This window comes from Clostridium sp. JNZ J1-5, from assembly GCF_053901425.1.
Genome location: NZ_CM132773.1, coordinates 1 through 25,570, shown reverse-complemented (window position 1 = coordinate 25,570; position 25,570 = coordinate 1). Strand labels below are relative to the sequence as shown.

The 25,570-nt window shown below is 30.1% G+C and carries 33 protein-coding genes; all 33 read right to left on the bottom strand.

Going from position 1 to position 25,570, the window contains the following annotated elements; genetic code table 11:
- Positions 1–55: 55 nt before the first annotated feature.
- The 33 genes from ACWW38_RS00165 to ACWW38_RS00005 all read right to left on the bottom strand — a co-directional run bounded on the left by ACWW38_RS00165 (position 56) and on the right by ACWW38_RS00005 (position 24,642).
- Positions 56–682, bottom strand: coding sequence for an HD domain-containing protein (locus ACWW38_RS00165; RefSeq protein WP_456258813.1), 627 nt, complete (start codon positions 680–682; stop codon positions 56–58).
- Between the two features lie 128 nt (positions 683–810).
- Positions 811–1,239 (bottom strand): hypothetical protein, encoded by a 429-nt coding sequence (locus ACWW38_RS00160; protein ID WP_456258812.1) that lies wholly within the window; start codon positions 1,237–1,239, stop codon positions 811–813.
- A 364-nt stretch (positions 1,240–1,603) separates the two neighbouring features.
- Positions 1,604–2,503: an HD domain-containing protein gene (locus ACWW38_RS00155; RefSeq protein ID WP_456258811.1), complete on the bottom strand. Its 900-nt coding sequence runs from the start codon at positions 2,501–2,503 to the stop codon at positions 1,604–1,606.
- Between the two features lie 170 nt (positions 2,504–2,673).
- Positions 2,674–3,156, bottom strand: coding sequence for an NUDIX hydrolase (locus ACWW38_RS00150; protein WP_456258810.1), 483 nt, complete (start codon positions 3,154–3,156; stop codon positions 2,674–2,676).
- A gap of 691 nt (positions 3,157–3,847) precedes the next feature.
- Positions 3,848–4,108, bottom strand: coding sequence for a transporter (locus ACWW38_RS00145; RefSeq protein WP_456258809.1), 261 nt, complete (start codon positions 4,106–4,108; stop codon positions 3,848–3,850).
- A 231-nt stretch (positions 4,109–4,339) separates the two neighbouring features.
- Positions 4,340–5,227 (bottom strand): MerR family transcriptional regulator, encoded by an 888-nt coding sequence (locus ACWW38_RS00140; protein WP_456258808.1) that lies wholly within the window; start codon positions 5,225–5,227, stop codon positions 4,340–4,342.
- Between the two features lie 217 nt (positions 5,228–5,444).
- The gene (locus ACWW38_RS00135; RefSeq protein ID WP_456260483.1) at positions 5,445–5,801 is read right to left on the bottom strand and encodes a VOC family protein; all 357 of its coding nucleotides are present in this window, start codon (positions 5,799–5,801) and stop codon (positions 5,445–5,447) included.
- Positions 5,802–6,003: 202 nt separating this feature from the next.
- The gene (locus ACWW38_RS00130) at positions 6,004–6,816 is read right to left on the bottom strand and encodes a DUF2262 domain-containing protein (protein WP_456258807.1); all 813 of its coding nucleotides are present in this window, start codon (positions 6,814–6,816) and stop codon (positions 6,004–6,006) included.
- A 108-nt stretch (positions 6,817–6,924) separates the two neighbouring features.
- Positions 6,925–7,416, bottom strand: coding sequence for a prolyl-tRNA synthetase associated domain-containing protein (locus tag ACWW38_RS00125; protein WP_456258806.1), 492 nt, complete (start codon positions 7,414–7,416; stop codon positions 6,925–6,927).
- Between the two features lie 152 nt (positions 7,417–7,568).
- Positions 7,569–7,754 (bottom strand): hypothetical protein, encoded by a 186-nt coding sequence (locus tag ACWW38_RS00120; RefSeq protein WP_456258805.1) that lies wholly within the window; start codon positions 7,752–7,754, stop codon positions 7,569–7,571.
- A gap of 236 nt (positions 7,755–7,990) precedes the next feature.
- Positions 7,991–8,779: a carbon-nitrogen hydrolase family protein gene (locus tag ACWW38_RS00115; protein ID WP_456258804.1), complete on the bottom strand. Its 789-nt coding sequence runs from the start codon at positions 8,777–8,779 to the stop codon at positions 7,991–7,993.
- Positions 8,780–8,811: 32 nt separating this feature from the next.
- Complete coding sequence (locus ACWW38_RS00110) at positions 8,812–9,279, bottom strand: low molecular weight protein-tyrosine-phosphatase (protein ID WP_456258803.1); 468 nt, start codon at positions 9,277–9,279, stop codon at positions 8,812–8,814.
- 128 nt (positions 9,280–9,407) lie between these two features.
- A complete protein-coding gene (locus ACWW38_RS00105; RefSeq protein WP_456258802.1) occupies positions 9,408–9,824 on the bottom strand; it encodes a hypothetical protein in 417 nt (138 codons plus the stop codon).
- Between the two features lie 110 nt (positions 9,825–9,934).
- Entirely contained in the window at positions 9,935–10,327 is a 393-nt protein-coding gene (locus tag ACWW38_RS00100) for a hypothetical protein (RefSeq protein WP_456258801.1), read from the bottom strand.
- Between the two features lie 239 nt (positions 10,328–10,566).
- A complete protein-coding gene (locus tag ACWW38_RS00095; protein WP_456258800.1) occupies positions 10,567–10,959 on the bottom strand; it encodes a hypothetical protein in 393 nt (130 codons plus the stop codon).
- Between the two features lie 153 nt (positions 10,960–11,112).
- On the bottom strand, positions 11,113–11,826 hold the full coding sequence (locus ACWW38_RS00090; RefSeq protein WP_456258799.1) for a PHP domain-containing protein: 714 nt from the start codon (positions 11,824–11,826) through the stop codon (positions 11,113–11,115).
- 365 nt (positions 11,827–12,191) lie between these two features.
- Entirely contained in the window at positions 12,192–12,398 is a 207-nt protein-coding gene (locus ACWW38_RS00085) for a hypothetical protein (RefSeq protein WP_456258798.1), read from the bottom strand.
- A gap of 285 nt (positions 12,399–12,683) precedes the next feature.
- Positions 12,684–13,076, bottom strand: coding sequence for a VanZ family protein (locus ACWW38_RS00080; RefSeq protein ID WP_456260482.1), 393 nt, complete (start codon positions 13,074–13,076; stop codon positions 12,684–12,686).
- Between the two features lie 23 nt (positions 13,077–13,099).
- A complete protein-coding gene (locus tag ACWW38_RS00075) occupies positions 13,100–14,119 on the bottom strand; it encodes a phosphotransferase enzyme family protein (RefSeq protein WP_456258797.1) in 1,020 nt (339 codons plus the stop codon).
- Positions 14,120–14,552: 433 nt separating this feature from the next.
- Positions 14,553–15,083: a CbrC family protein gene (locus ACWW38_RS00070; RefSeq protein ID WP_456258796.1), complete on the bottom strand. Its 531-nt coding sequence runs from the start codon at positions 15,081–15,083 to the stop codon at positions 14,553–14,555.
- 76 nt (positions 15,084–15,159) lie between these two features.
- Positions 15,160–15,822 carry an ankyrin repeat domain-containing protein gene (locus ACWW38_RS00065; RefSeq protein ID WP_456258795.1) on the bottom strand — a complete coding sequence of 221 codons (663 nt, stop codon included), beginning with the start codon at positions 15,820–15,822 and terminating at the stop codon, positions 15,160–15,162.
- A 188-nt stretch (positions 15,823–16,010) separates the two neighbouring features.
- The gene (locus ACWW38_RS00060; RefSeq protein WP_456258794.1) at positions 16,011–16,586 is read right to left on the bottom strand and encodes a GNAT family N-acetyltransferase; all 576 of its coding nucleotides are present in this window, start codon (positions 16,584–16,586) and stop codon (positions 16,011–16,013) included.
- 208 nt (positions 16,587–16,794) lie between these two features.
- Complete coding sequence (locus ACWW38_RS00055; protein ID WP_456258793.1) at positions 16,795–17,112, bottom strand: hypothetical protein; 318 nt, start codon at positions 17,110–17,112, stop codon at positions 16,795–16,797.
- A gap of 262 nt (positions 17,113–17,374) precedes the next feature.
- Positions 17,375–18,139, bottom strand: a complete 765-nt coding sequence (locus ACWW38_RS00050) for a class I SAM-dependent methyltransferase (RefSeq protein WP_456258792.1) — start codon at positions 18,137–18,139, stop codon at positions 17,375–17,377.
- Positions 18,140–18,432: 293 nt separating this feature from the next.
- Complete coding sequence (locus ACWW38_RS00045; protein WP_456258791.1) at positions 18,433–19,875, bottom strand: serine hydrolase domain-containing protein; 1,443 nt, start codon at positions 19,873–19,875, stop codon at positions 18,433–18,435.
- Positions 19,876–20,025: 150 nt separating this feature from the next.
- Entirely contained in the window at positions 20,026–20,706 is a 681-nt protein-coding gene (locus tag ACWW38_RS00040) for a VanZ family protein (protein WP_456258790.1), read from the bottom strand.
- A gap of 79 nt (positions 20,707–20,785) precedes the next feature.
- Positions 20,786–21,298, bottom strand: a complete 513-nt coding sequence (locus tag ACWW38_RS00035) for a hypothetical protein (protein WP_456258789.1) — start codon at positions 21,296–21,298, stop codon at positions 20,786–20,788.
- 640 nt (positions 21,299–21,938) lie between these two features.
- Positions 21,939–22,649 carry an alpha/beta fold hydrolase gene (locus ACWW38_RS00030; protein WP_456258788.1) on the bottom strand — a complete coding sequence of 237 codons (711 nt, stop codon included), beginning with the start codon at positions 22,647–22,649 and terminating at the stop codon, positions 21,939–21,941.
- Positions 22,613–22,900: a hypothetical protein gene (locus tag ACWW38_RS00025; protein WP_456258787.1), complete on the bottom strand. Its 288-nt coding sequence runs from the start codon at positions 22,898–22,900 to the stop codon at positions 22,613–22,615. Before ACWW38_RS00025 ends, ACWW38_RS00030 begins: the two co-directional genes overlap by 37 nt.
- A 106-nt stretch (positions 22,901–23,006) precedes the next feature.
- On the bottom strand, positions 23,007–23,186 hold the full coding sequence (locus ACWW38_RS00020) for a hypothetical protein (RefSeq protein ID WP_456258786.1): 180 nt from the start codon (positions 23,184–23,186) through the stop codon (positions 23,007–23,009).
- 280 nt (positions 23,187–23,466) lie between these two features.
- The gene (locus ACWW38_RS00015; RefSeq protein WP_456258785.1) at positions 23,467–24,003 is read right to left on the bottom strand and encodes an O-acetyl-ADP-ribose deacetylase; all 537 of its coding nucleotides are present in this window, start codon (positions 24,001–24,003) and stop codon (positions 23,467–23,469) included.
- Between the two features lie 144 nt (positions 24,004–24,147).
- Complete coding sequence (locus ACWW38_RS00010) at positions 24,148–24,399, bottom strand: hypothetical protein (RefSeq protein ID WP_456258784.1); 252 nt, start codon at positions 24,397–24,399, stop codon at positions 24,148–24,150.
- A 45-nt stretch (positions 24,400–24,444) separates the two neighbouring features.
- Positions 24,445–24,642 (bottom strand): hypothetical protein, encoded by a 198-nt coding sequence (locus tag ACWW38_RS00005; protein WP_456258783.1) that lies wholly within the window; start codon positions 24,640–24,642, stop codon positions 24,445–24,447.
- Between the last annotated feature and the right edge of the window lie 928 nt (positions 24,643–25,570).

The following is a 25,570-nucleotide window of genomic DNA, read 5'->3' as shown; positions in this document are numbered from 1 at the left end:
CTTCATCGCAATCATGCCTTCTACCTATTGCTATAGCTTTTTTCCCATATCAAATCTACTTAAGAGTAGCCATGAGATTGAAACCAAAAGTCGTTTCAATAACACCATCTAATACTTTATAGATTGACATACCTATTTTTTGGCTAAAGTAGTCTCTTAAACTTAAATAGTTCTTCCATTTTATTAAAGTAAAATCATTTATACCATATCGCATAACTACATCTAATAATCTTTTTTCCATCAAGCATATACCCTCTGGTAACGCAATTGCATCACATAATTGGATAAGCTTATCATAATCATTATAAGTTATATCTTTTAAATATTCCTTTATAAAAGCTAATTCACCTTCAGTACAATCAGCTTTGCCAGCATAAACCTTAATATTAGGTATTACAAATGAATGCGTCAAAGCTACACGAGCTGCATCATCATAGCCTTTGCTTTTCAAAATCTCATATCCACTTAAAGAATGATGCATCTGCACACGTCCTTCGAATCTACCTACATCATGTAGCAATCCTAAGATATAGGCAATATCACCATCCAAATCTAAGCATTCTCTTGCAATAGATTTAGCTGCTTTTGCTACATTGTATGAATGTGCTACCCATTCCCCAGGATTATTTCTTTCAGCATATTTAATAAGTTCACTTGCTTGTTCTAAAGTGGGTACCTTCATTTTTAATCTCCTCTCATTGTTACGCGTACGACAACATTTTGCTTGTGATTTTTCTTTTACTGTATATATGCATAGGTCTAACCTCACGAATATCTTCCTATGTTTTCCCAATATATTAATATCACGAACTATTTAAGATTTACAGTTTCCTCTGTTGAAACCTTTATATCCGTAATAAATTTTTGTATATCTTGCGCTGATAATCCATGTGTATCAACAATTATTTCTCCATTAACTTGAATTGTTTCATTAGGACTCATCTTCTTATTAACAGTAACTAATGTTTCTTTACTTAATATTTTATTCTTTACTGTCTCATTAACTGACGGTTCAATAGTTTTTATAAAAATAGTTTTTCCGTTTGTATTAATTAGTTCAATTGAATAGGAGTACTCTGATCTTCCATTATTATCAGCTAAAGTATAAAACAAATTCTTAGTTTTAACTCCTCCTTTTGCCGCAATTTTAGAGTTCATATTTTTATATCCTAAAAAGCATATTAAACCACATAGAGTTATTATAAATATAAGTATTGTTACAACTGATTTCTTTGACATATAAACTCTCCCCCTACTCAAAACAAAGTATATTAATATGTATTATAAGGAAATAGTGTATCAACTCTAGTAATCATAAGCCAATTATCGACAATATCAATGATAGTCTATCCCCCTCGTTATATAAACATTGTTATTGGATGTATCTTAGCTGTACTTCAATCAATAACCTATATATAGATTATAAACCACATTTTTACATAATACTATAAAAAAATAGTCCACCATTCAAGGCGGACGTCAACATTTTGATACTAAATGTTTCAGATCTTTTACTTTTTATTTGTGTAAATATAACCCTCTCCAAATCTTTTCCCGTAGTTACTAAGTAAAAAATAATTCTCATAAATTTCATCTTGAAATTTCAAACATACCTCAGTGATAAATCATTTAATTCTGCCATTACCTTTTCATTATTTAATTTTGCTGCTATTGGTGAAAATATATCTATTGTTTCTTTTGCCTTCTCTTTCCAACGGCCTTTATCCATAAACTCAATTGTTCTCATATTATGAAGTCTTTCAGCTAATTTAACCATTATTACATCTTCATCTATTGCTGCTTCATCTCCCGTAAATTTTGTTACATTTTTAATAATAGTTACAATTCTATCAGAGAAGACTTTCTTTATTTCTTCAAGCCAAGCATTAGATTTTTCTTGAAGAACATCATGCAATAAACCAGCTATGATTGCCTCCTCGCTTGCACCCAATTCTAATAGCAGAATAGCAACATTAATCGAATGAGTAACATAATCATCACCCGAATATCTCTTTTTTCCATTATGTGCTATGCAAGCTAATTCATATGCTTTCCTAATCTTTTTCTGTTCATATTTTAAACTGTTATCATTTATAGCGATTACTAATAGTTTATATAATTCCTCTTTTGAAGCGTGAATGGCTGTACTCTTCATAAATACATGATCCATATTATAATTACCTCCCAAACACTTAATTTGAAAGCTCAATGCTCTTAAAAGTACAGGTGAAAAACCGAATTTATTTTTAAATGCTTTTGTAAAACCGCTATGTGACTGATATCCATAATTTAATGCAACATCCATTATTTTATTTCCATTTGATATTTCTTCTGAGGCTTTAATCAGTCTACGTTCTTTTACATATTCCATAACTGATAATCCCATTTGCTTTTTAAATACTCTTGAAAAATAATATAATGAATATCCAGCATCTTTTGCTACATCTTCTATTGTTATAGATTCATTAATGTTTTTTTCAATAAATTTAAGGCTATTATGCATAATGATTTGAATTCCAAATTCTTCACCTTCTTTATTTCATGTGATAATTATAATATATAGATTTTTCAGTTGAATTTCTTTTCCATTCTTGCCATACATATTAAAATATCAAATTATATAAAATCTTAATAATAATATAATCTAACAATTTCTTAATCACAAAAATATTTCTAATTACATTTTTTATCTATTATAAGCTCTATTACTTGTGGTAATTGTAAAATACTATCTTTAATAAATAGCGGATATATGTATAAATCCCTAATTTCTTTTATATCCTTCCAGTAAAAAGTATGAGTATGTTGTCCATTCTCTTGAACTTTAAATTCCTCTTTATTTACTAAGGTGTTGTCTATCATATCTAATAAATAATAAAAACATATTTCGTGAAAATCCTCATTAAGGTACTGTTCATGAAAAAAATTTTCATGGACCCACAGAATACGATTAACTTTAACCTCAATGTTTAATTCTTCTCTTATTTCTCTAATAATTGCTTCCTTACTTGATTCATTCATCTTAACTCTACCACCTGGAATATAATAATACGGTGAATGTTCATCTTTCATAATTAATAATTTATTTCCATAAATTATAATACCTGCTACCCTATAGTTAAATCTTCCATCATCATTTTTAAATGAAATATCCATATTTAAACTCCCCCTATCTAATCAGTTAACATAGTGCAATCAACTATGATTATTCTTTGTTTCTTTAGTCTAAATGAGAATTTCAAGCTCACTACCTTTATTATCTATTTCCTACTTAACCTCAGAAATAATCCTAGATTTTTCATTATCTCTTCCAAATATAAGTTCAATTGTTTTAAAGGTTGCTATTTAATAAATTCGAGTTTTTATAAATATCTTCTACAGATCCTAGAAGCCGATTTCCATATGTATTTTCAACATCGCTTCCATGGTTCATTAATAAATATGCCTTAGCGATATATGGCCAACCTATATATTGATTATAAACCACAATTTTACATAATACTATTTAAAAATAGCCCACTGGCCAAGGCAGTCGGAAATATTATGTTATGTTTTAGAGCTTTTACTTTGAATATGCTTATATTTATTCCCTACAGATATTTTCCTCTGTCTTTTGCAATATAATAATAAATACAGCTCAACTTCTGAATACATACTACTCATATTACGACGCAAAAACACCGTAAAATCCTTCTTTGAATAATACGGTGTTTTAAGCAATTGTTCAATTTTTATAGTTATTTCATAAAATAAAAAATATGTTAAAAAATTTTTGAATTTAAAAGGTCCTAAATGTAGTTAATTATACTAAGGGCCTTTTAGATATATTGCTTATTTTAATACTTCTTTAGTAAAGGGTAGGAATCGGGTAGCATGCAACTTGATCAATAAATTCCGGATTAAACCCATAGAACGTCCAATTTCGCCCAGTCCACATATAACCTGAAACTTCGCCATACTCTATTCTTGTAGGATAAAACCAGAAAGGCCTTCCATATTTTAGCCATACATAAGTGTAATTATTCACACAGTCAATAATATAGGAATATGATGGCTTTGGCGGAATAGTTGTTGGTGGTGGGTAACCCGGAGGTCCGAATTGCCTCATATGTCTTCACTCCTTTTAAAAATCCTTAATACTTATAATATGAGCGAAGGTGTGCTATTGTTAATAAATATAAATAAAACAATTAAAAATCCTAAAACAAACTGAATATAACTCATAAGTCCCCTTATTAGCAGTTAAGTAATTAACAGTATTACTATACATAACTTTACTTTTGTTAAAAATAAAAGAAGATTGTGAATTATTAATTAAGCAAATACTTTTCCATTCTGTTTAGCCCTTTTGATATACGTTTGCCATTTGTGGGTATTTCTCAATAAATAGCTTATTTGCCTCTTGGAGTTTATCTGCATATTCACTATAAGAAGGACTCAAGATTTTTAGATTTGGTATAAAAATCTCATAGTATCCATTGCTTTGCTGAAAATCTAACAATAGTTGTTGGAATTTATATGCTGGACTGGATTTAAACTCTTCAGAGTTACGTATTTCAATATACTCTTCTAAACTTTTTTTATTACTTGAAATGTAGTTATCTATATCTTCAACTGCATTGAGTAGATGACTATTTATTTTTTCCATATCTGTTTTTTCCATAATAGTAAAATAACTTTCTAAATATTCTTCCAGCTCAGCTGTAATATTTATGTTACTAATACCATCCAGAAAATTAACAATTTTAGAATATGCCTCTTCTTTCTCTTCACTGTCAATATTCTCATTTAAAAACTGGCCGAAATGTATAGATAAATACATTCCATATGTGCCAGGAAAAGACTGAACTAATTTTTCTCTGATAGTAAACAAACCGTTGATATTACAATCTATATATCTTGTTCCTTCATCAATATCATAGTTTGCAATCAAATTTTCAAGACACTTTTGTTGTACAGTTATCTTTTCCATTTTCAAATCCATTAGATATTTATATTTCGCTAAAGTTGCGGACTTATTGCTACTTGATAGTACATCTTTAATATCATTGATACTTAATCCCAATCTTCGTAAAACAGATACTTCCTTTAATATAGATATATCTTTATTGTTATAATTTCTATATCCATTTTCGTTGACTTTGGGATAAACAAGTCCTTGCTTTTCATAATATTCTATTGCCTTTTTTGTAAGTGAACATTCTTTACATACCTGTCTAATTAACACAACTATCACCTCAAAACTATCATAATCTATCCCCAGAGGTGATAGTCAACATCATTTTTTCAAAATTATATAAATAATCATTACTTCATCTTAAATTACTACTGCAATTTAATAAAATAATTGTTCAACATAAGAATGGTAATAATAACCTAAATCTCAAATTTATATTATGCCATTTTTAAGAAAGTTACAATTTATAATTTAGCAACTTTTAATACTAATTTTTATGTTCAACATATTCTACTATAGTTCCATCTAAATGTTTTACAGTCATATTCATTCCTGTTGGAACTTCCTTTAAGTCTCTAATGATTGTTGCACCATTATCTAATAAAAAATCTTTGAACTCAATAATGGAATCAACTAAAAACGTTGCTTGAGTATTCTTAAATGGCTTTAATGCTTCATCAGAACCACCTATAATTAAGATATTTGCTATTTGTGCTAATTCTAAATTTGCTTCAGTAATTTTAAATCTCAAACTACATTTTTGATTTAAGATTTTTTCATAAAATTCTATTGATTTATCAATGTTCTGTACGTAAAATCTATTTAAAATTTGTTTTATTTTCATTGTCATCCCCCCAACAGCTTTATTAAAAATTCGTAATAATATATAATCTCAACCTTGCCTTATACTCTATTCCATGGGCAACTTAGATCATCACAAGGCTCATCTGAATCGTAATCTCCATGTTCAAATCCAAGGTTGAAACAGAGCCAATGCATGTCCTCAAATACATTATTATATGACGTCTATCTTCCTCTTATCACATTTATCCGGCAATCTCAGCTGAAGTAAAACACCCACTAATATTTCCATTTACAATAATAGAATGTCCCCAAAACATATCTCCATCAAAAAAGAATATCTCAAAATTCCCTTCTGGATAAACACTTATGCTGTCTAATCTCATGAAATCAATAAACATTTCTTTTGTAATCTCATCTATCTCGGCTTCATCATTATCCTGAAGCCAGTCATTAGCTAAACCTACCAGTTTTTCTGAAGCATACATTCTAATTTTCATATTCCATTCATTCTGATATTTAAAAAGTGCATGTGCTGTTTCCAATGCCAACTCCATACTATTCTTATCTTCATACCAGTCAAAATATAAATTGCCTTCTTCTCCGGCCCAAGAAATCTTCTTTTCAAAAAGTTTAACCCTTTTATCAAGTTCAAACTCACCTAGTACCTTATCATTGTAAAAGACTGGCTTCATCGAATCTTGCAATATTGCTTCTAAATCATCATCTCTATATGTTGTATCCAGAATCTTAACTAGCATCATTGACTTTTCTGCCTTACGCACCTGTAACCTTACAACTGTATTCCTTTTCAAGATATCTCTTGATTTTTTCCATCCTTCATCATCAACTAACCATTCAAGTCTTATATCTTCTATCTTTACAGGTTCATTTAGGCTTAAATTTTTCCACGCAATCAATCCAATTGATGCATTCCACATGATGTCTTTGCCAACTTTTCCTGCACCTATCCCTGATGCCCCTGTAACAGCTGCCACTTCAATAACGTTATTCATAAATCTGTTTTCAAATCTAATTATTTCACTTGATTTACTCATTTTATTTCTCCTATTAATATCTGGTGTACATTTTCGTACATAATTTACTTTTTATATCTTTATTAATGATTAAAATACATAAGGATTACATTATTGAAAATGCAAATTTTAAATATCTATATAAGACATATTATTTCCATGGTTTTTAATTATAGATTCTAAGTCCTGTGGACGAATCCAAACAGTTGCTGTATTATCATTTGGATGAACTCCAATGCGTTCAAATAATAAAATGCCTTTATCCAAAACCACTTCCACCTTACAATCAGTATCATTTAATATCCCAAATGGGGTAACAGAGCCTTTACTTAATTCCATATATTTGCCTAAGTCTTCTTCTGAAGCAAAACTAAGTGGTCTACAATTTAACTCATTTCTAATTTCTTTCAAATCAACTCGCTTATTTTTTTGAAGAACTATTAAAAAATATCTTTTCTTTTTATCATCTCTAACAAATAGATTTTTAACTACTTCATTTTTACTGTCGATATTCAATTTATCCATTTCTTCTATGGTATATACTGCTGGATGTTCAATAACATCATATGAAATATTCATGCTTATCATTGCATCAAATACTTTCTTACGAATACTATTCATTTTCTGTTTCTCCTTCCACGTATTAATAAGGGCTCTGATAGTTTTCTTCACAATTAATTACCATTCTTACTTTTCACTATATTCTATATATTAACTATGTCCTCTAGTTCTTTGCTTATTATAATACAGGTAATTTATATTAGTTCATATACTTATTTTTTTAGTTCATTTAATTTGCCAACAATTATACTTGTACACACTACAACTACACTTACAAGGGTTGCAATTGCACCAATGAGCATTTTATTACCTTCATCACCACCTGGAATAATATTTGCAAACATCATTGAAGAAAAAAATGTGCCTACAAATGTAGCAATAAATAAGATTATTTTCAAAAACCATTCCTCCAGCCTTTGTATATTTACTTACAAAAATAAATAAAGTAGTGATACTAATTATTACTCTTTAATTTCTTGTAGTTTTATAATCCTATATCATGGTAAAAATCAGCAATAAACTTATAGTAAATATGCTTATTATCTTGGATTATTTATGCTATGATCCATCATTTGTATTACATAATACAAAGATTATTAAATATCCTATCTTAATTTCTAAAATCCCGACTTGGTTATCTGACGTCACCCTTTCCATCCATTAGCTTAATTACATCATTTCTACATTGATTAATATACCAGTCTGATATATTATCTAGGTCTATTTTTCTTTTGAAAATATTTGTTTTTTCAGAAATTATCTCCTCAATTATCTCCCCACTAGGAGATATTAACATCGTAGGGCAATGTTGATTTTTATTTGCATTATTTGAGCTTATAACAAATCTTATATTCTCAGCAGCTCTACTAACAAGATGACTTCTCCATACTGAAACATCGCTTCCATTAACTGCATTTGTTAAATATATAAATACCTGTGCTCCATTTAATGCAAGCCATCGCCATTGTTCAGGAAATCTTATTTCTCTACATAGTTGAATTCCTAAATGTACTGTTTTACCGTCAATGGATAATTTGCATATCGGCAATTCGTTTCCATGATGAAAATATCCTCTTTCATGCATGGCTAAATTAATCTTTCTATATCTAAATTCTCCACTAGTATGGGAATAGCATATACCCGCATTAAACCAATTATTATTTTCAAAGATACATGTCCCATATATCAGATGTATCTTTCTATATAAAACCTCTTTTTTTAGTTCTTCCATAGCACGTTCAAGTTTATGTATATCGATATTTTCAAGAAACGAAATATCATCAGAGTAACCGGATAGTGCTCCTTCAGGTAATACAACTAGATCATCTTCTTCTGAATGTTCTAAAATGGAAAATATACTTTTTAAATTTTCATTAATATCATGTTTTATTGGAAATTGACCCACTAACACGGATAACTCCATAAAAACCCTCCTAAATTAAAACAGACATATTTTTATTTAATTATTTGTTTTTTCAAAATATAATCCAACAATGCTGCACACCCTTCTGTAATGTCGTTATACGTTTCATCAAAATTTCCTGTATACCAAGGGTCAGCAATATCTCGGGGACGAGTTGAAAAATCAAGCAATCGATGAATCTTTCCGTCTTTGTCATCTCCAATAATCCGTAAAACATTTTTGATGTTGTAGCTTTCCATACAAAGTATATAATCATACATTTCGTAATCTTTTTTAGTAAGTTGAACTGCGGTCTTTCCCTCACAAGAAATTCCGACTTCACACAACTTGCTTTTTGTCCCCGAATGCACAGAATTTCCTATTTCTTCTCTACTAGTAGCAGATGATGCTATATAAAACTTGTCCGAAATATATTTTTCTTCCACCATATTGCGAAATACAAATTCAGCCATAGGACTTCGGCAAATATTGCCATGACATACAAACATTATTTTTATCATATTCTTCATAACTCCTTATCTTAAGATAGTTGAAACTATAAAACTGCTATCTATGTTCATAAGAAAATCTTGACACTTTTCAAATCTTATATTATAGTTTGCAGAATAATATATTTATTAATAATTAACTATTTTAGTATCTTAGATATAATCCAACACTTACTCAAATAAGCTCCTAATGATAACATTATTAATATATTAACTATAATTGGTGTAAAAATTCTTATTGTTACGATTATATTATAATTTAGTGAAACTACTGGCAAATATGCTATATTTGAAATTAACGAAATAAATAATATGTATAAATAACTATTTATATGTTTTATTTCTAATTTACTTAAAATATAGACATATAATATGATGATTATTATTTTAATTAAACATAACGCTAGAATAAGTCTTAAATCACCTATTTGATTCTCTTCAAATCCAGGGTCAACTGGTGATGAGAAGACATAATAAAAAAAGAATTCTAAAAAATAAATTATACTACAAAAACTCAAAAAGAATATTTTAAGAAAAATATGAAGCTTACTCTTCATAGAAAACCTCCTAGCCTTTTCAATCTTTTGTTCTTCTTCATAAAATTTTACTGTTTCAATATAACATAAAAAAGATTGAATAAAAGAATCAATAAATTAGGGTTTAGTAACTAATCTATAAAGCTATAAAATTTGCTTAAATCTATTGTTCCATCTAAAATTTTATACTCACCATTATTTATAACTAAATAATCATTGTCTAATAAAGTAATTATTGAACTATCTTTACTCTTTATATCAACTTTATACAAATGATTTTTAGGTAGTTCCCCCTCAAAGATCTTTATAGTATATCTTGATAATTTTGGTATAAAATCATCTATTAGATATTGGCTATTTGTTCCTGCTTCTATTCGTTTATCATTTATTGTAATTGACTTATAATTGCTTTGAACTAAATTAATTACTTTAGAAGCATTTATCTTTTTAGGTATAGCCAGCCATAGAACTGCACTACAAAGAACAATAATACTAATAGTAGACATAAATGTTTTCTTTTTCAAAACAGATCCCCCTTTACAATTAATTCTCCTTAGTCCACCAGTCCTACAGCTATCAAGAAGGCTTAGATAGCTTTTATCTTAGTTTTCATGGCGGCAACTCGTTTTGCTGGTGAATGTGCTATGGCTTTCTTTACCGTAAATTTCACCCTAATGAAGCCATAGCCTTGCGGAGTCATCTTAATATCATTCCTTCTTGAAACATATTAACTACTCTTGGCACAATTTATGAAGATTATGGCTCAACCGTTTTTACTAAAGTATTTTATTGTTGGTAAAATAAATAACAAAACAATGATTATTGATATAGGATTTCGAGTAATGAAATGTGCTTTATTTTGCTGATAAGAAATAATCCATATTGCTAAAGAAAATAAATTTATACTTACCATTAGCCAATATCCCCATTTTTTGAGTTTCAAATATCCATAGGATATTATTAAAAGAATTATAGCGATTAATGCTCTCATTATATTCTCTGATAAACCAGGAATCTTTAAATAATTTGGCAATGATTCAAAATAGATTCCAAATCGTTCTGAAAATTTCGGAAATAATGATAATACTAAAAATGAAGCACCAAGAATACACCCATCTCCAATGAATGTTATTATAAATGGTCTTTTTTCAATCATAACTTCTCCTCCACCTCAAACTGATTCCTCATAATAAACTACAAGTATTCATTTGTTTTATTATAAGGTGTACTTTACAATCTTATCATGCAAAGCATACTTAAACATTTTGTTAGGCGACGTAAACTCTATAAACTTACCCTAGAAGATTATTTATAATTCTCTTAAATTAATATAGTTTGCTACTTCATTAGCTTTTATAAATCTTCCTAATTCAATATCTTCTATTGAGTGTTTATCCGAGCCTGCACTAATCTCTATTTTGTTACTAACTAGTTTTTCCATAAGTTCCTGGACTTCTTTTTTATTTTGTTGATAGATTATGTCATCAAAACTCTCATATGCCAAGTTAGAATTAATCTCCCAAAATATATGATTTTTTTTCATGAAATCTACAACATAATCAATCCCACCATCGGATTTATGTTTTGCTCCTATCTTAAATAAATCTGTATGCGCTAATCCAACTTTACATTTGAAATTTTTAAAATAGATTTCTAAATCCTTAAGGCGAATTTTATCTGATAGCATATCTAGGTATTCGATTAATACAAAATCAAGATTATCAAACTGACTATAAGGTAAGTTTTCAAGACTTGCTGGAAATGGAATTGCGTTAATTTCTATACCTATTAAAATAGATATCTTATGTTTATATTGTTCTTTTAGATTGTTAATCTCCGCTATATACAAATTTAACTGTTCATTTGATATAGAAAGGCATTTAACAGTATTAAAGTGATCCGAAAACCCAAGTATTTTAATATTCTTTGATATAGCATCTTCTATCAATTCAACAGCTGAATTTATTCCATCTGACCATATAGTATGATTGTGCATATCTATTAGTTTTAAATCTGTTTTCATAGAGTCACCTCTCCTATAACGACTAACGTTCCGCATTTCAAATGCTTCTCAACCTTAGATGACTCCTATCTTAGATTGAGAAATGTGCCTTAGCGATCTTCAAAGTTTAGCCTATATATAGATTATAAACCATGATTTTACACAATACTATATTAAAAAAGTTCACCAGCCAAGGTGAGCGGCAACATTTTGTTATGTGATGTTTTAGAGTTTTTACTATGTATGTACATAGGCTTACCTTCGTCAATATTCTCCTATGTTTTTCCCAATGTAAGAATAATGTGTTACGTAATATCAATAATTATGGCTCTCTTTAAATTCTACTATGGTAGATATAAAGTTTTGTTTGTATAAAAATTTTGCATCTAGTTTATTTTAATTCCAATAGCTATAGTTAATATTAAATATATGCCATATCCAAATGTATATTTTTTCATAAATTCAGTAATACATCCTTTAAATTCATTCATTATTAAAATTATAATACCTAAAAATAATGCAAAAAAAATGCTATATATTAACCATGTTTCTATACCTAATGCTTTTCCAATTACTCCTTCATCGTTATACAAGAATGATTTTCATCATACAAATTCTAACTTTCAAGTCATCTGGTAACTCTTTACATTCTATATCTTAAATATTATTCAATCTTATTACAATTTTAAAATATTCTCACACATATAATTAATTAGTCAAATTTCATGGTGACGACTCGATTGCTATGGCTTTTATTTCCTTAAGCTTGGCCTCAATAAAGCCATATCCTTGCGAAAATACCTTGTTAGCTGAAGTACGTCTATACTATATTTTTTATTAGAAGTACACCAAGAAAGTTTCTATAAATCCGCAGCTCATTATTCAATAAAAGTAATAGTTTTATTATAAAATACACTCTTAAAGATTTTATAAATGATGAATCCTAAAATTGAACCTACCACATTTAATATAATATCATCTACATCAAATTGTCCAAGTCCAGTAATTAATTGAATTAATTCTAATATAAGACTAAATATAAATGAAATAAAAATAATCTGCTTAAATTTATTTATCTTGTTAATAATTATAGGTACTAAAAATCCTAGAGGGCCAAAAGCAATAATATTACCAAGCAAATTACTCTTGGCAACTCCAACACTTTGATTACCACCTAAGTAGTAGAAAATAGTTTCCATAGGAATGAAGTTACTATTTGTAATTCTGAAACTTAAATTTGATAAATTATCATGTTTTAAAACATCTAGTATATTTTGCTCAGTTCTATGCTAACTTAAAATATCGGGTTTATTTCTAACCATTTTTTAAGATTTAAAATATCATTATCAACATTTTTAATGATAGCTGAGTCTCCCCAAGTATTTGGCAAATAAGAAATGTATAGAGTGCCAATATTAAAAATTCTTCGGAATGGAATAAAGAGATCAATGGATTTAATTTCATTTTCGGTCATAGTTCTAACCTTGTTATATCCATTTAGAAATTGATTTTTGCGTTGTTCTCTTTTAGGAAATTTTGTTAAGTCACATCCCATAGCAAAAGGAAAAGCGTACATTGATATATCATATGCTCTCCATCCATTGCCACAAAAATCAAAATCAAACAGAATAGGGCTATTGTCAGCATCTACTCTTATATTCCCGCTATAAAAGTCCCCGTGGCATACTCCATATTGCGGTTTTTCGGTAGTTAGACTTGCTAATTTATCTTTTACTTTTTTTGCAACTTCCTCTAAAAAGTCTATGTCAAAATCATGGATAGTATAGAATCGTCTTATAGCACTCATAGAATCATCTATAAATGAATGCGAATCTAAATTTCGTCGGTTAATACCAAAATCATATTTATCCCAAGCATTATGAATTGAAGCCATATAACTTCCTAATTTTTCGTTTAATTCAGCAGTTTCCTCTATTTCGTTGAATTCACGTATTCCAACAGATGTATACAATACGCCATACCTTATTCCATTTACAGTCTTAAATTGTCCAATGAATGTCCCATCCTGTTTAATAACAGGGTTTACCGTCTCAATACCAGATGCCTTAAGATGATTAAGTAAATCAATCTCAGATTGAATTTCTTCCATGCTTCTTATCCCTTGACGATATACCTTAAAGAAATATATTTCATTTTTTGCAATAACCTTATATATGTCATGCAAACCTCTATAAAATAGTCGACATCTCAGTGATGCTTGAGGAAAATATTCTTGTGCAATATAATTACAAAGTGCACTTGATGATAATACAGATACCTCCAATGGAAAAAAATCATCTAATATATTAACCATCTCCTGTCTATTATAAAATTTTTAACTTTAACTAACGCTTGTCTTCTGTAAGCTCTTATCCAAAATCCAACAGCTAAGTAAAGAATTCAAGTAATGACTCCATTGATTGTTGAAATAAGAATTTCTTTTCCTGTTACAATAGGAAAATCAAAACAGAGGTCAAGTACCATTTTATATTTCCTCTGGAATTCGGCATGAAACCAATACCTTTCCCATGGATAATCTCACGCAAACGTCCATATTCATTCATGAGCCATGATTCTTGATTTACGAAGGTAATACTAGGCGGTGCCCATGTATCTTCTCTGCTGTGTATCAATGGCTTTTGTATCATAAATTTTGTGCTTGATGCGCTAACTTTTATTTCACATTGGTTGTACCATCACCACAGAATAAATGCTTTTATCATATTTTAACATGCTCACAAAACCCATTAATCAGCATCTACCCATAAGCGATATCTCCCACAGTGTAAACACTTGAATAAATAACCTTGCATTATTCCATTCCCCAAATATTCCATACAATCTTCATAGTAATCATTTGGATTATCTGCTTCATAATCAAAAATCACTTGTTCTGCAATTCCCATCTTTTTCAAATCCTCAATTCCAACTTCTCCGATATATTGGCAAAAATCATTGCAACATGCTAACCAATGTTCTCCTTGCCAGCTAATATATCCTGGTGTTCGCTTCATTAATTCATCTATTTTTTCTATATCATCTACCTTATCAAATTCTGCATCTTGAATAAAAGTACCATTAAATTTTTCTGCTGCCTCACCAGATATAACGCATTCTGGGCAAACACATTTGATATCTTCTTTACAATACATAGTATCTAAATAATACTCCGTTTCTTTCTCACAGCATTGACAAATTAATGTTCCTCCATCAACACTTTTTGAAAACACGTCCATATTCCATATGTTGGGATGATATTTAAAACATATTTTTGCCATACTATCCTCCAAATTATTTATAAATACTCTTCATAATCCATGATTTTACACACTTCTATATAAACTAATCCATCGATTATTTAACAAAAAACTGCGCAACACACTCCTGCTTATAATATTCAGCAAGACTTTTATTGCCGAATTTCTTATCAATTTCGTTCACATCTGCTCCCTGTTTAAGTAACAAATCAAAAACTTGTGTTAAGTCCTCTTTTAGTTCTTGATTTAAAGGACGTTCATCCACCCATGTAGGATCTTGATAATGTATAGTCGGTAATATCTGTCTAGCATCTAGGATTGCTCTACCTAAACAAGAATTTCCATATGAATCATGACAATTTATATCTGCACCCAAATCAAACATTCTTTTTAGGATATTAAATGCCATATCGAACTGTTCCTTTGTTCTGCATATCTCCCATCTTTTTTCCCCATTTTTATAGGTATGCCTCAAAAATCTAGCATTCATAATTGTTGCCATTATTGCATCCTGAATAACAGGCATTTTCCACTGATTACAGCTTTCTATTTCCATAAAATTCACATCTGCACCGCAATCTAAAAGATAATCTGCTATTATAAAGTTGCCACTTTTGATTGCTATCTGTAATGGAGATTGTCCATCATCTTTTTTAGGTGGTTGCTTCGCCACACAAGAAATCAATTCAGGCTTTCTATGTAATATCTCCTTTACTTGTTGAATGTTCCCTTGTCTAATTGCAACAAACAATTTTTTCACGTAGATAATCTCTCCTTTGATTAAACAATACTTGAAATTAAATATTTATCATATCCATGTTAGTTACTCCTTACCCCGACAGGATTACTCATAACGTCTAGTACTCTCGACATTTGTTAGCTTTAGATAGCTCCTATCTTAGGTTAACAAATGTGCATAGCGAACAGCAGTATTTTGTTATATGATGTCTACATTTCCCATTTTTCATTGATAATACTGGTTAAAATAAGATCCTCCCACTTATCCTCAATATATATGTAATCTCTAGCATATCCTTCTACAATAAACCCTAATTTTTTTAATAACAACCCGCTTTTTTGATTATGTGGCGTATAATTAGCTCTAATTCTTTTTAAATTAAGTTCTTCAAAAACATACTTAATACTTAATTCAATAGCTTGTTTCATATAACCTTTACCTTGTTTATCTTTTGCAATACTATATCCCATTTCGCAAGAATGAAAAGGTTGTTTACATATTCCTTCAAAGCTTAACATTCCTATAACTTCCTCTGGCACAGCTTTTTCAAAGATAAATAATCTTAATGATTTTAATTTTTCAAATTCTTTAACACTTGATTCTATTCTATTTACCCAAAAATCATAAGTATAAAATCTATCTGGCTTCTTAGGTTCAAACGGATTTAGATGTTCCTCATTTTCAACAAAATATTTAATTACTGAATTAGTATCTTTAACATTAGCCATTCTTACAATAATTTTTGAATTTTCAATCTTAACTGAATTTGTTATTTCATCTTTCATATATTATCTTTAGTGAGATAGTGTATTACAAGCATACACATCCACTAAATGCTCACTTCCTTTCTACCACTCTTTTATTTGCATAACATGTTGTCAATTTATCTTAAAATGCAAACGTGTGCTATCACTTTTTAAGTAACGGAACTAGCTATATATAAGAATATTTCGAATAGATTATACTATTAGAGTATCCATAATTATCTTAATTTTACTTAATAGTGTTAGAGTCTAATGTAATATGAACATAAACATCATCGCAATATTTCACAGGAAGCCAGTATCTAATTTTTCCTTCTTCTGACTTTACCACTTGCCCTTTTTTAGTAATGAGTGCTTCATTCGCCTTGCAACCTTTATGAGATTCAGGTACTCCAATTTTAAAGCATTGAGTTCCCACTTCAAAGCCCATATTACGAGCAATTTCATTAGCTGCGAGTACGGTTCGATTTTTATGAATTAATCTTGCAGGTCCTGGAAAACTATCCCACATCATGTAAAAAGCCTCTATAATTTTTTTATCAACCATATTAATTCCTCCATATAAATTCTAAAATATCATTATCCTGAGTACCTATAAACACAAGATAAATAAACGGATATAATTCAATACAACACTTGTTTAATTCAAGTATATTCCAAGTCAAGGAGAACAACAATATTTTGTTATTCAACGTTTCAGGTCTTTTACTATCTAAATGGTAGTTCTTGTCCCTAACCCTTTCTCTGTAGTTCGCTAGAAAAGAAAATAATGAATTAACACAGTTGAACACCACACTCAAAATCTAAAACTACTTTTTCTGTGCTACTAAGATTAAACGATGCTCTGTACCCTGGATAAATAATTTTTCTTCTACTTCTTTTTGAAGACGGAGCAGATTATCAAAACAAGAATCTACTGAAAAATTTGGAAATTTCCATTCAATTATCTTTGCAAAATATACTAAAGCGCCCAAGTCATAAAACCGAATTGGTGAAAATGATTCTTTTCCTAATAAAATACTAAAGCCCACTTTTTCAAGTTCTTTACTTTTGTGCTCCAAGTCTATATTAGGATATGCAGGAATAAAATTATTAACTAATTTTATTGACAAATCATAATCATTTTTACCGCCAACTTGCTGTGTGATAAAGTAACCACCATTCTTCAAAACCCTAAAAACCTCTTCTGCATCATATGATTCATGGCGGTTAATAACAATATCGAACATATTTGACGCATAAGGAAGGATGTCATCTTCATATACCGTTTTAACTGTAATTCCTAATGGCTCCAGTTGTTTTTTACAAAGTTCAATATTAGGAGTATAGCCTTCAGTAATATAAGTTAATGAATATGGATGATTTATCGTTAACAAGAACTCTCCTCCACCTGTTCCCATATCCAGTAAGTAATCAGTTTTCTTGATATACTTTAAGAGAATTTCCTTATAATCCCACGGAAGCTTTTCGCCTCCATCCCATCTATTATTTAAATATGAAAAATTCCAACCCTTAAACGCATGCGATTCTTCTTGCTTTAAATACTCTTTTAATTCTTCTCTACTTAAATCCATTATAACTTACTCCTTTTCATTTATAATTTTTGAAAAGTAGTGCAGTTAACTGATACCAAATTAACTAATCTCGGTACAATCTGCTATCAGATTATATTAACTGCACCGAGTGGTTAATTCGTTTATGTTTCATGCTGTAACTCACCTCTTTCATCTAATATATAGCACTCTTACATCGTAGTATAAGAAAAATATATATTAACTAATCCACACATTATGCTCGTTTTGCTTAATCAGGCAAATTGGAATTTGTCTGCTTCGTGTTATGCTCATTATCGGGCCATGGCATTATGTTAACGAGTGTATATAAAGCATGTAATAGATGCAGTTAATAGCAACAATGAAATCAAACCTGTAAGAATACTATATGTTTGCCAAACAAGTAACGTTGGCCAATCGTATCCGATGAGCATTGGAAACGCCCAACACATAATGCACATGGCAACAGTAACTGTTAGCCAAACAACCGTACTGAATATTCTCTTTTTAGAAATTGCTTGCCGCTTATTCATTTTCTTTCTGCATAATCTCAAAAGAAAGAACATGATAGCCAGCAAGCTAACAATAATTGTGGCAGACGAAAGAATGATATCCCAAAGCTGTGTACTGCTTATCTTATATGACTGCGTTAGATTGCCATCCAATATACCTTTAATGCTTTTAACCAGAGCTATATTAGTATTAGCACCATTGGTTAGTAGGCAAATGGCTGTACGTTCACTTGGCAGCATTGCTACTTCGGTTGAAAAATTTGGATTACCGCCCGAATGCTCAATAATTGTTTTATCGGCATTTACCGACCATCCTGCCGCATAATACATTCCGTTGACATCCGGAACAGCTATGTTTCCGTTATGTGATTTTTGGATAACCGCTTTAAATACTTCGGGTATATCCTGTACAACACCCATCTGTATGTTCATCCAACGTGCCATATCCTTTGTACAGGACATGATATATCCCGCGGGTTTGTTACCGGCATAATCCGGTGCGTCATATGGGCTTGTTATGAAAAAAGAAGATCGATACCCCTGTGCCAGTTGCCCGGTTTCTAGTGCATCTTCTTTATAAACATAAGTATGATATAAGCCCAAGGGGCGAAATACCTGCTCCGTCATAAAGCTTTCATAGCTTTGACCTGACACGACCTCAATAACCAACCCCAATACATCATAGTTAACAGTTCCATACTTGTATTGCTCACCGGGAAGAAATGCCAGTTCACTGTCCACCAATGTTTCCACGGTTTTTCGCAACATATCTGGCGTACTGCCCTGCGGGATGCTTTGGATATGCTTTTGATTTGTCAAGCCGCTGGTGTGATGCAGAAATTGATTAAGTGTAAGGCTCTGCATATCAACAGGCATCCCTTTGTACTCCATAGTAAGCCAAGGTAAGTATTTATGAACAGGGTCATTCATGGACAATAGTCCCTGCTTCTCTAACAGTAAAATACCTGCACCAGTAAAAGCCTTACTAACCGAAGCCAGTTCGTATAGAGTGTTTTCACTCGCAGGCAACCCTTTCTCACGGTCTGCGTAGCCAGAGGAAAAGTAGAACGTTTCATCTCCAGAGATTATAGAAATTGACATGCCTGGTACACCTGATATACGACAGGCATCATCCAGCAATTTTTGTATTGCCACAGATTGTGCGTCCGATAACGCATGAACTGGTGTTGCGAATCCCGTGAATAGTATAAATGATGTTACTATGGTAACGATGATCTTTTTCATTAAGTCCTCCATTATATAAATAACTCTTGGTTCAAAACTGCTCCACAAATTACTATTTGTCTGCAGGTTATATAAATATCATTACTTCACATTTTAAGAATATTATGACTGACTTATTAATAGCAAAATTTATTACTATTATTCTTATTTTCATTGTTCAACTTTTAATTGTTGCTGATAGCTTTCATCTAAATCTTGTTTTCCTGCACTTTCTGCAAATATATTAATCATAAACTTTATGTTATACTTATTTGATAGATAAAATATGCTTCTGTATATTAGATACCCAATTATTACTCCTGAAACATTTAATATTACATCATCAATGTCTACTACTCTTCCAGGAACCCTTCCAGATAATATTTCTACAAGTTGTAGCAGCTCTATACATACAGATACTATAAGCCCTTGTATAGTAACTACTTTTATTCTAGTAAATTGTTTCCATATTATTGGTGACATTACTCCTAAAGGGAGTAATAATATTAAATTTCCCCCTACATTTCTTAATATTAGACTTATATGAAATGCTATATCTCCTCCGTAAGTAGTTCCAATCTTACCCACTTCTTCAACTATTCCTTTAAATGGCATTAGATTTATTGGCAGTCTAAAGTAGTCGGAGCTATGTTTAAGCCCTATACTTATGGGGAATAAGGTAACCCCTAATAATAAGAAAATATACAATGCAAAAATAAATTTTATCAATTCCCTAATCCAGCTAATTTTCATATTCATTCTATACTTTTTATATATACTTATTACCAATAATATTAAATATATTGGAATTCCAACAATTAATATTAGTTCACCTTTTATCAAATATCTCATACCTCTCTTCTCTCTTTTGATTTTTTATTACATTTTGATTACTCTATACTCTTACAACACATTATAATAATATTGTACATTAGTTATAATTAATTTTTAATTTTGTTCTCAACTCCTTTAATGTTTTTTCGATATCTGAACCTAGCTTTTCTTTTGTTTTGCCTATAATTAAAACCCTTTTATAACTTTTTATAGCGTAAGTATTCCAGTACTCTTCTTCTGTAATTCCTAGCTTTTTTATAAAATCATTGATAATAGCTTTAGCTTCATTTTTATTATCAGCTTTATCAATCAAATCTTTTTGTTTTAACATTTCCGCTTTCGCTTCCTTATCTGAAATATTTATCTTCAACTCTTTAGCTTTTACTAGTAGCAGCTCATCTTCTATTAGTTTTTCAAGCATTTCCCTTTCTGAAAATGGGCTACTAAATCTCGCCAGCTCTACGTTTTGTTGTGTTATACTTTTATCTTCTACTGTTGCTAAAACTTTCGAATTATCATTTAAAGCAACTTTATCTTTATTACTAGAGCATGCTGATAATACTAACATAAAGGTTGTTAACAATAATAGTATGGATATTTTCTTCTTCAAAGCAGGCTCCCCCTTTTCAATTAACTTGGTTTAAATTAATAACTGATCCCATCGTATTATCTATTTAACAGCGATACATTTTAATTGAGCATGGCTTTTCAGATAACGACTTGGCTGGCTGGTGAATGTGACTTGGCAAAACTTATGATAACCTATATATTGATTATAAACCACATTCTTACATAGTACTATATAAAAAAAGTCCACCAACCAAGGCAGACAGCAATATTTTGTTATGTGATGTTTTAGAGCTTTTACAAACTCTATGCGTAGGTCTACTCATACTAATATTTTCCTATGCCTTTCGCACATAAGAATAATGTGTACTAATATGATATCTTCACTTTAATTTTATATATTGTTTAGCTTTGCTAACTAATATTACCATATAATTTATAAAGCGGAATATTAACGGTGATAGCAGTACATGCAAGTTATCTAAATTATATATGATTACTGCTAAACCAAATGTAATAAGATACACTGAACTTAAAACAGAAAAATATAACTGAAGTTTCACAAACTTACATTCATTTAGTATGCTTAGGTTATCCCTTCTATTATAAATATTTATTTTATCTTTAGATATATAAGAAGAATGCGAATTAATTAGAAATTAAGATTATGCTCATTCCCTATATCAATTAGCTTCAATAAAGTACTTTATTTCAAATAGTACGATTTCTTTGTTTGACCAATGCAAATAATGCTTACCATTTTCTATAGTTTTTTGTCTGCTTTTATTTGACCAATTCAATAATTCTCGTTGAACATTATCCCACTTTTTTCCGTCTGCTGATGATAAAATAAGTAAGGGAATATCTTGTAAATGCTCATTTTCAATTACCGTTTTAGCATTCTCATTTATATGATTTATCATGTCGAGATTATTATTGTTGCCAATGAGATTATAATACATTGCAGAATCAATCTCTTTTATCCCATTAGGAAGTGAACTGTATCGTAGATTTTCCCCTACAAATGGGAGTTTGATTCCAATACTCCCCAAAACCCGATTTATACCTGTTACCCTCAACGCGGCGTTTATTCTATTAAGTAACAATGCTTTATTTTCAGGATAATCTAAATAGAAATTCGTGCTTCCTCCATCTAGAAAAATAATCCCTTTTACTTCATCAGGGTATAGTTGGGCATATCTTAACGCCTCCAAAGAAGCAAGCGAATGAGCAACTAAAACATATGGTGATGATTGGTTAGATTTTTTAAGCAACTCATGTAGTTCATTTGTCAAATTATCTATTGTTCTCGGCACCTCAGTTGTTTCACTCCATCCAAAACCTGCATAATCGAAGCTTACTGTTCTTGCATATTGTTGCAGCTCACTCTGCAAATAGTAAAAATCCGTATACGCCTAGGTGTGCCAGAACCTGCAATAAAAACAATTGTTACATCCCCGTTTCCCATATTGTATAGGTGTGTCTTATGTGAATTAACGGTAAGCATTTCGCCAATAGGTTCATATTTTTCAGTTTCATATTTTTGCATAGTTTCTTGCCATAGACCGCCTATTATCAATAGCCCAAACACAATAATGAAAACAATATATTTTATTTTGAATTTGCGTTTTAAAATATTCTTCATAGTCACCTCTAATGTGAGATTACGATATCTCTATTTTATCTAATATTACTTCACATAATTTTACTGTTGTGACGATTCATAAGGAGAGTGTGTAGTAATTTAAGTATTAATTATCGTTTTTATTATCTAATTTATTTAAGATAGTATCTACCTTTTTATTCAATTCCTTATTTCTATTAATAAAATTTTTAACACCATGTACTGCTTTATATACCCCTATTATAATTGCAACATATAAAATAAGATTAACAATGGTAACAATGATAATGCTATAGCTAATTTTCATGCAAAATCCTCCTTTACGTATTAGTGTTGTATCTTAATAATGTACTAGGGCGTAGCATTATACTATTCACGTAACAGAAATATAATTTAATAAAACATGGCTTTTCAGATAACGTTTTGTATTCAAGGCGTCCATGAACCTACCCGGACTTTGCTTGATGAATTGACGTGCTTTGGCTGGTTTAAAGGCTTGACCCTAACTTAGCCAAAAATAACTTGAATGTCTTGTTAATCAAAGTACATGGCTTTTAATTAGAGTAAGCTATTTAATTTAGTAACGATTATATTACTAATAGTTTTAAGTAAATATCATATATCTCAGCATTAAAGCAGACAAAAATAACTTCTTCAATATTACTATCTTTTTCTAAAAAACTTTTTACTTCTGAAACTGCTACTTTGGCTGCTAATGTCTTTGGAAACCTATAAATTCCAGTGCTTATACTAGGAAATGCTATTGTTTTTACTTTATTTTCAATTGCAATAATTAAACTATTTTTGTAACAGTTTGATAGAAGCTCTTCTTCTCTATTTTTTCCTCCATTCCAAACCGGCCCAACAGTGTGGATTACATATTTAGCATAAAGTTTTCCCCCTGTTGTAATTACCGCTTCTCCGGTCTTACAACCGCCTTGCTCACTATGTATCAACATACATTGTTCAAGAATTTTTCTCCCACCTGCTTTATGAATAGCTCCATCTACTCCCCCACCACCAAGTAAACTGCTATTTGCAGCATTTACGACTGCATCAACTTTTATTTTTGTTATATCACCTTTAATTAACTTAATTCTACTCTTACTATATTGTATTTCCATGTTAAAGTCCTCCGTAAATCTACCCTTAAAATATACCTTAGGTTAACCATATGCTTTTTTTAGGCATTTCGACTAACGTTTCATGTTGCCGACGTTTATCAGCCTTAGATAACTCCTATCTTAGATTGAGAACTTCTTATAAAATTATTTTATTGACTTCATAGATTCACTTACGAGTTTTAAAGTTTTATAATCATCTGATGTATTTTTAAATACCCAAGTATCATCAATCTTATTTTCACCTAATAAAACTGCTACAATAAAGTCGCCAACTTTAGGTTTATTATTTGCTCCATTATACTTATCAAACTTTTCGATTTGAACCTCTGATTGTTCTATACTGCCTATAATAACTGTAGAAGGAACAACATAAGAAATTTGAAAACTATTCTTCATCGTATATACACTCACTCAATCAATATTAGAGCCTTAAAATATTCTTTATTTTTGAGAAATTTTTTTAATGCATAACACACCAACTAATATTCCTATTGTTAAAAAACATATAAAACTTGCACAATAAGGTATTAAGTAATCCAAAATAGACCCACTTGAGGTAAATACCTTAGATAGATTTGGAATAATTGAAATAAATATTATATCAATAAGAAAAATAACTATAAATATATTTTTTTTCAATATTTTTCACCTCCCTATTATTTATCAGATATAAGAAAAGTACTTCATTACTTAATACATAAGACATTAAAGAACAAATTATGTTATGCTTATAAAATAATGTAGAATTAATTTCGTTACATTTTACCATTATGTATCAATTCTAAAATTACCGCCATGGACAGCGGCGTAGTATATGTTATTTAATGTTCCTATCTGCCGACACATGCAAAACTTAGCCATACCTTGCTTAGTGTTACATGTGTATCTTTGCTGTCTTTTCAGTACAAGACGAACATCAATTTTTTGTCATATGACATCGCAAATCTTCCAATAATGATTAAGTATTACATCTACCATCTATAAAATTTATGATAATTCCAGTGTTCTGATAACAGCGCATTGTAATACATTCTAACTTTACTTTTAACTTTCTCAATAATATTAACATTATCAAAGTATTCATCTTGTTGAGGATCATATATAAGTCCATCTGCGATCGATGAAATTATAGCTACAGAGTATCATGATAAGGGGACCTCAAATCATTATTTTCCCCCATATAAAAACAAATTTTCTTATTTTTAAAGCCACATTTTAGCTTGGATGTCATATAACGTTTCGTATTTTCGACGTTAACCAGCCCTACAGTCAGCATGAAGACTTAGATATCTCTTATCTTAATTTTCATGATTAATGCTCAGTTGGCTAGCGAATGTGCCTTGCCCCTGCTTTTATCGATAGCCTATATATAGATTATAAACCATAATTTTACACAATACTATATTAAAAAAGTCCACCAGTCGAGGTAGACGGAAATATTTTGTTATGTGATGTTTTAGAACTTTTACTATATGCAGGCGTAGTATAACCCCACAAACATCATCTTATGTCATTCACAAGATTAGAAAAGTGTCCGTTATGCAAATCTGTTTTGCTCTGCCAAATG

What these genes read in the sequence shown, in the direction of transcription:
- ACWW38_RS00165 (WP_456258813.1), bottom strand. Translation starts at nt 682, where the DNA reads ATGAAGGTACCCACTTTAGAACAAGCAAGTGAACTTATTAAATATGCT.
- ACWW38_RS00160 (WP_456258812.1), bottom strand. Translation starts at nt 1,239, where the DNA reads ATGTCAAAGAAATCAGTTGTAACAATACTTATATTTATAATAACTCTA.
- ACWW38_RS00155 (WP_456258811.1), bottom strand. Translation starts at nt 2,503, where the DNA reads ATGCATAATAGCCTTAAATTTATTGAAAAAAACATTAATGAATCTATA.
- ACWW38_RS00150 (WP_456258810.1), bottom strand. Translation starts at nt 3,156, where the DNA reads ATGGATATTTCATTTAAAAATGATGATGGAAGATTTAACTATAGGGTA.
- ACWW38_RS00145 (WP_456258809.1), bottom strand. Translation starts at nt 4,108, where the DNA reads ATGAGGCAATTCGGACCTCCGGGTTACCCACCACCAACAACTATTCCG.
- ACWW38_RS00135 (WP_456260483.1), bottom strand. Translation starts at nt 5,801, where the DNA reads ATGAAAATAAAACAAATTTTAAATAGATTTTACGTACAGAACATTGAT.
- ACWW38_RS00130 (WP_456258807.1), bottom strand. Translation starts at nt 6,816, where the DNA reads ATGAGTAAATCAAGTGAAATAATTAGATTTGAAAACAGATTTATGAAT.
- ACWW38_RS00125 (WP_456258806.1), bottom strand. Translation starts at nt 7,416, where the DNA reads ATGAATAGTATTCGTAAGAAAGTATTTGATGCAATGATAAGCATGAAT.
- ACWW38_RS00115 (WP_456258804.1), bottom strand. Translation starts at nt 8,779, where the DNA reads ATGGAGTTATCCGTGTTAGTGGGTCAATTTCCAATAAAACATGATATT.
- ACWW38_RS00110 (WP_456258803.1), bottom strand. Translation starts at nt 9,279, where the DNA reads ATGATAAAAATAATGTTTGTATGTCATGGCAATATTTGCCGAAGTCCT.
- ACWW38_RS00105 (WP_456258802.1), bottom strand. Translation starts at nt 9,824, where the DNA reads ATGAAGAGTAAGCTTCATATTTTTCTTAAAATATTCTTTTTGAGTTTT.
- ACWW38_RS00095 (WP_456258800.1), bottom strand. Translation starts at nt 10,959, where the DNA reads ATGATTGAAAAAAGACCATTTATAATAACATTCATTGGAGATGGGTGT.
- ACWW38_RS00090 (WP_456258799.1), bottom strand. Translation starts at nt 11,826, where the DNA reads ATGAAAACAGATTTAAAACTAATAGATATGCACAATCATACTATATGG.
- ACWW38_RS00075 (WP_456258797.1), bottom strand. Translation starts at nt 14,119, where the DNA reads ATGGTTAATATATTAGATGATTTTTTTCCATTGGAGGTATCTGTATTA.
- ACWW38_RS00070 (WP_456258796.1), bottom strand. Translation starts at nt 15,083, where the DNA reads ATGGCAAAAATATGTTTTAAATATCATCCCAACATATGGAATATGGAC.
- ACWW38_RS00060 (WP_456258794.1), bottom strand. Translation starts at nt 16,586, where the DNA reads ATGAAAGATGAAATAACAAATTCAGTTAAGATTGAAAATTCAAAAATT.
- ACWW38_RS00055 (WP_456258793.1), bottom strand. Translation starts at nt 17,112, where the DNA reads ATGGTTGATAAAAAAATTATAGAGGCTTTTTACATGATGTGGGATAGT.
- ACWW38_RS00050 (WP_456258792.1), bottom strand. Translation starts at nt 18,139, where the DNA reads ATGGATTTAAGTAGAGAAGAATTAAAAGAGTATTTAAAGCAAGAAGAA.
- ACWW38_RS00045 (WP_456258791.1), bottom strand. Translation starts at nt 19,875, where the DNA reads ATGAAAAAGATCATCGTTACCATAGTAACATCATTTATACTATTCACG.
- ACWW38_RS00040 (WP_456258790.1), bottom strand. Translation starts at nt 20,706, where the DNA reads ATGAGATATTTGATAAAAGGTGAACTAATATTAATTGTTGGAATTCCA.
- ACWW38_RS00025 (WP_456258787.1), bottom strand. Translation starts at nt 22,900, where the DNA reads ATGAAGAATATTTTAAAACGCAAATTCAAAATAAAATATATTGTTTTC.
- ACWW38_RS00020 (WP_456258786.1), bottom strand. Translation starts at nt 23,186, where the DNA reads ATGAAAATTAGCTATAGCATTATCATTGTTACCATTGTTAATCTTATT.
- ACWW38_RS00015 (WP_456258785.1), bottom strand. Translation starts at nt 24,003, where the DNA reads ATGGAAATACAATATAGTAAGAGTAGAATTAAGTTAATTAAAGGTGAT.
- ACWW38_RS00010 (WP_456258784.1), bottom strand. Translation starts at nt 24,399, where the DNA reads ATGAAGAATAGTTTTCAAATTTCTTATGTTGTTCCTTCTACAGTTATT.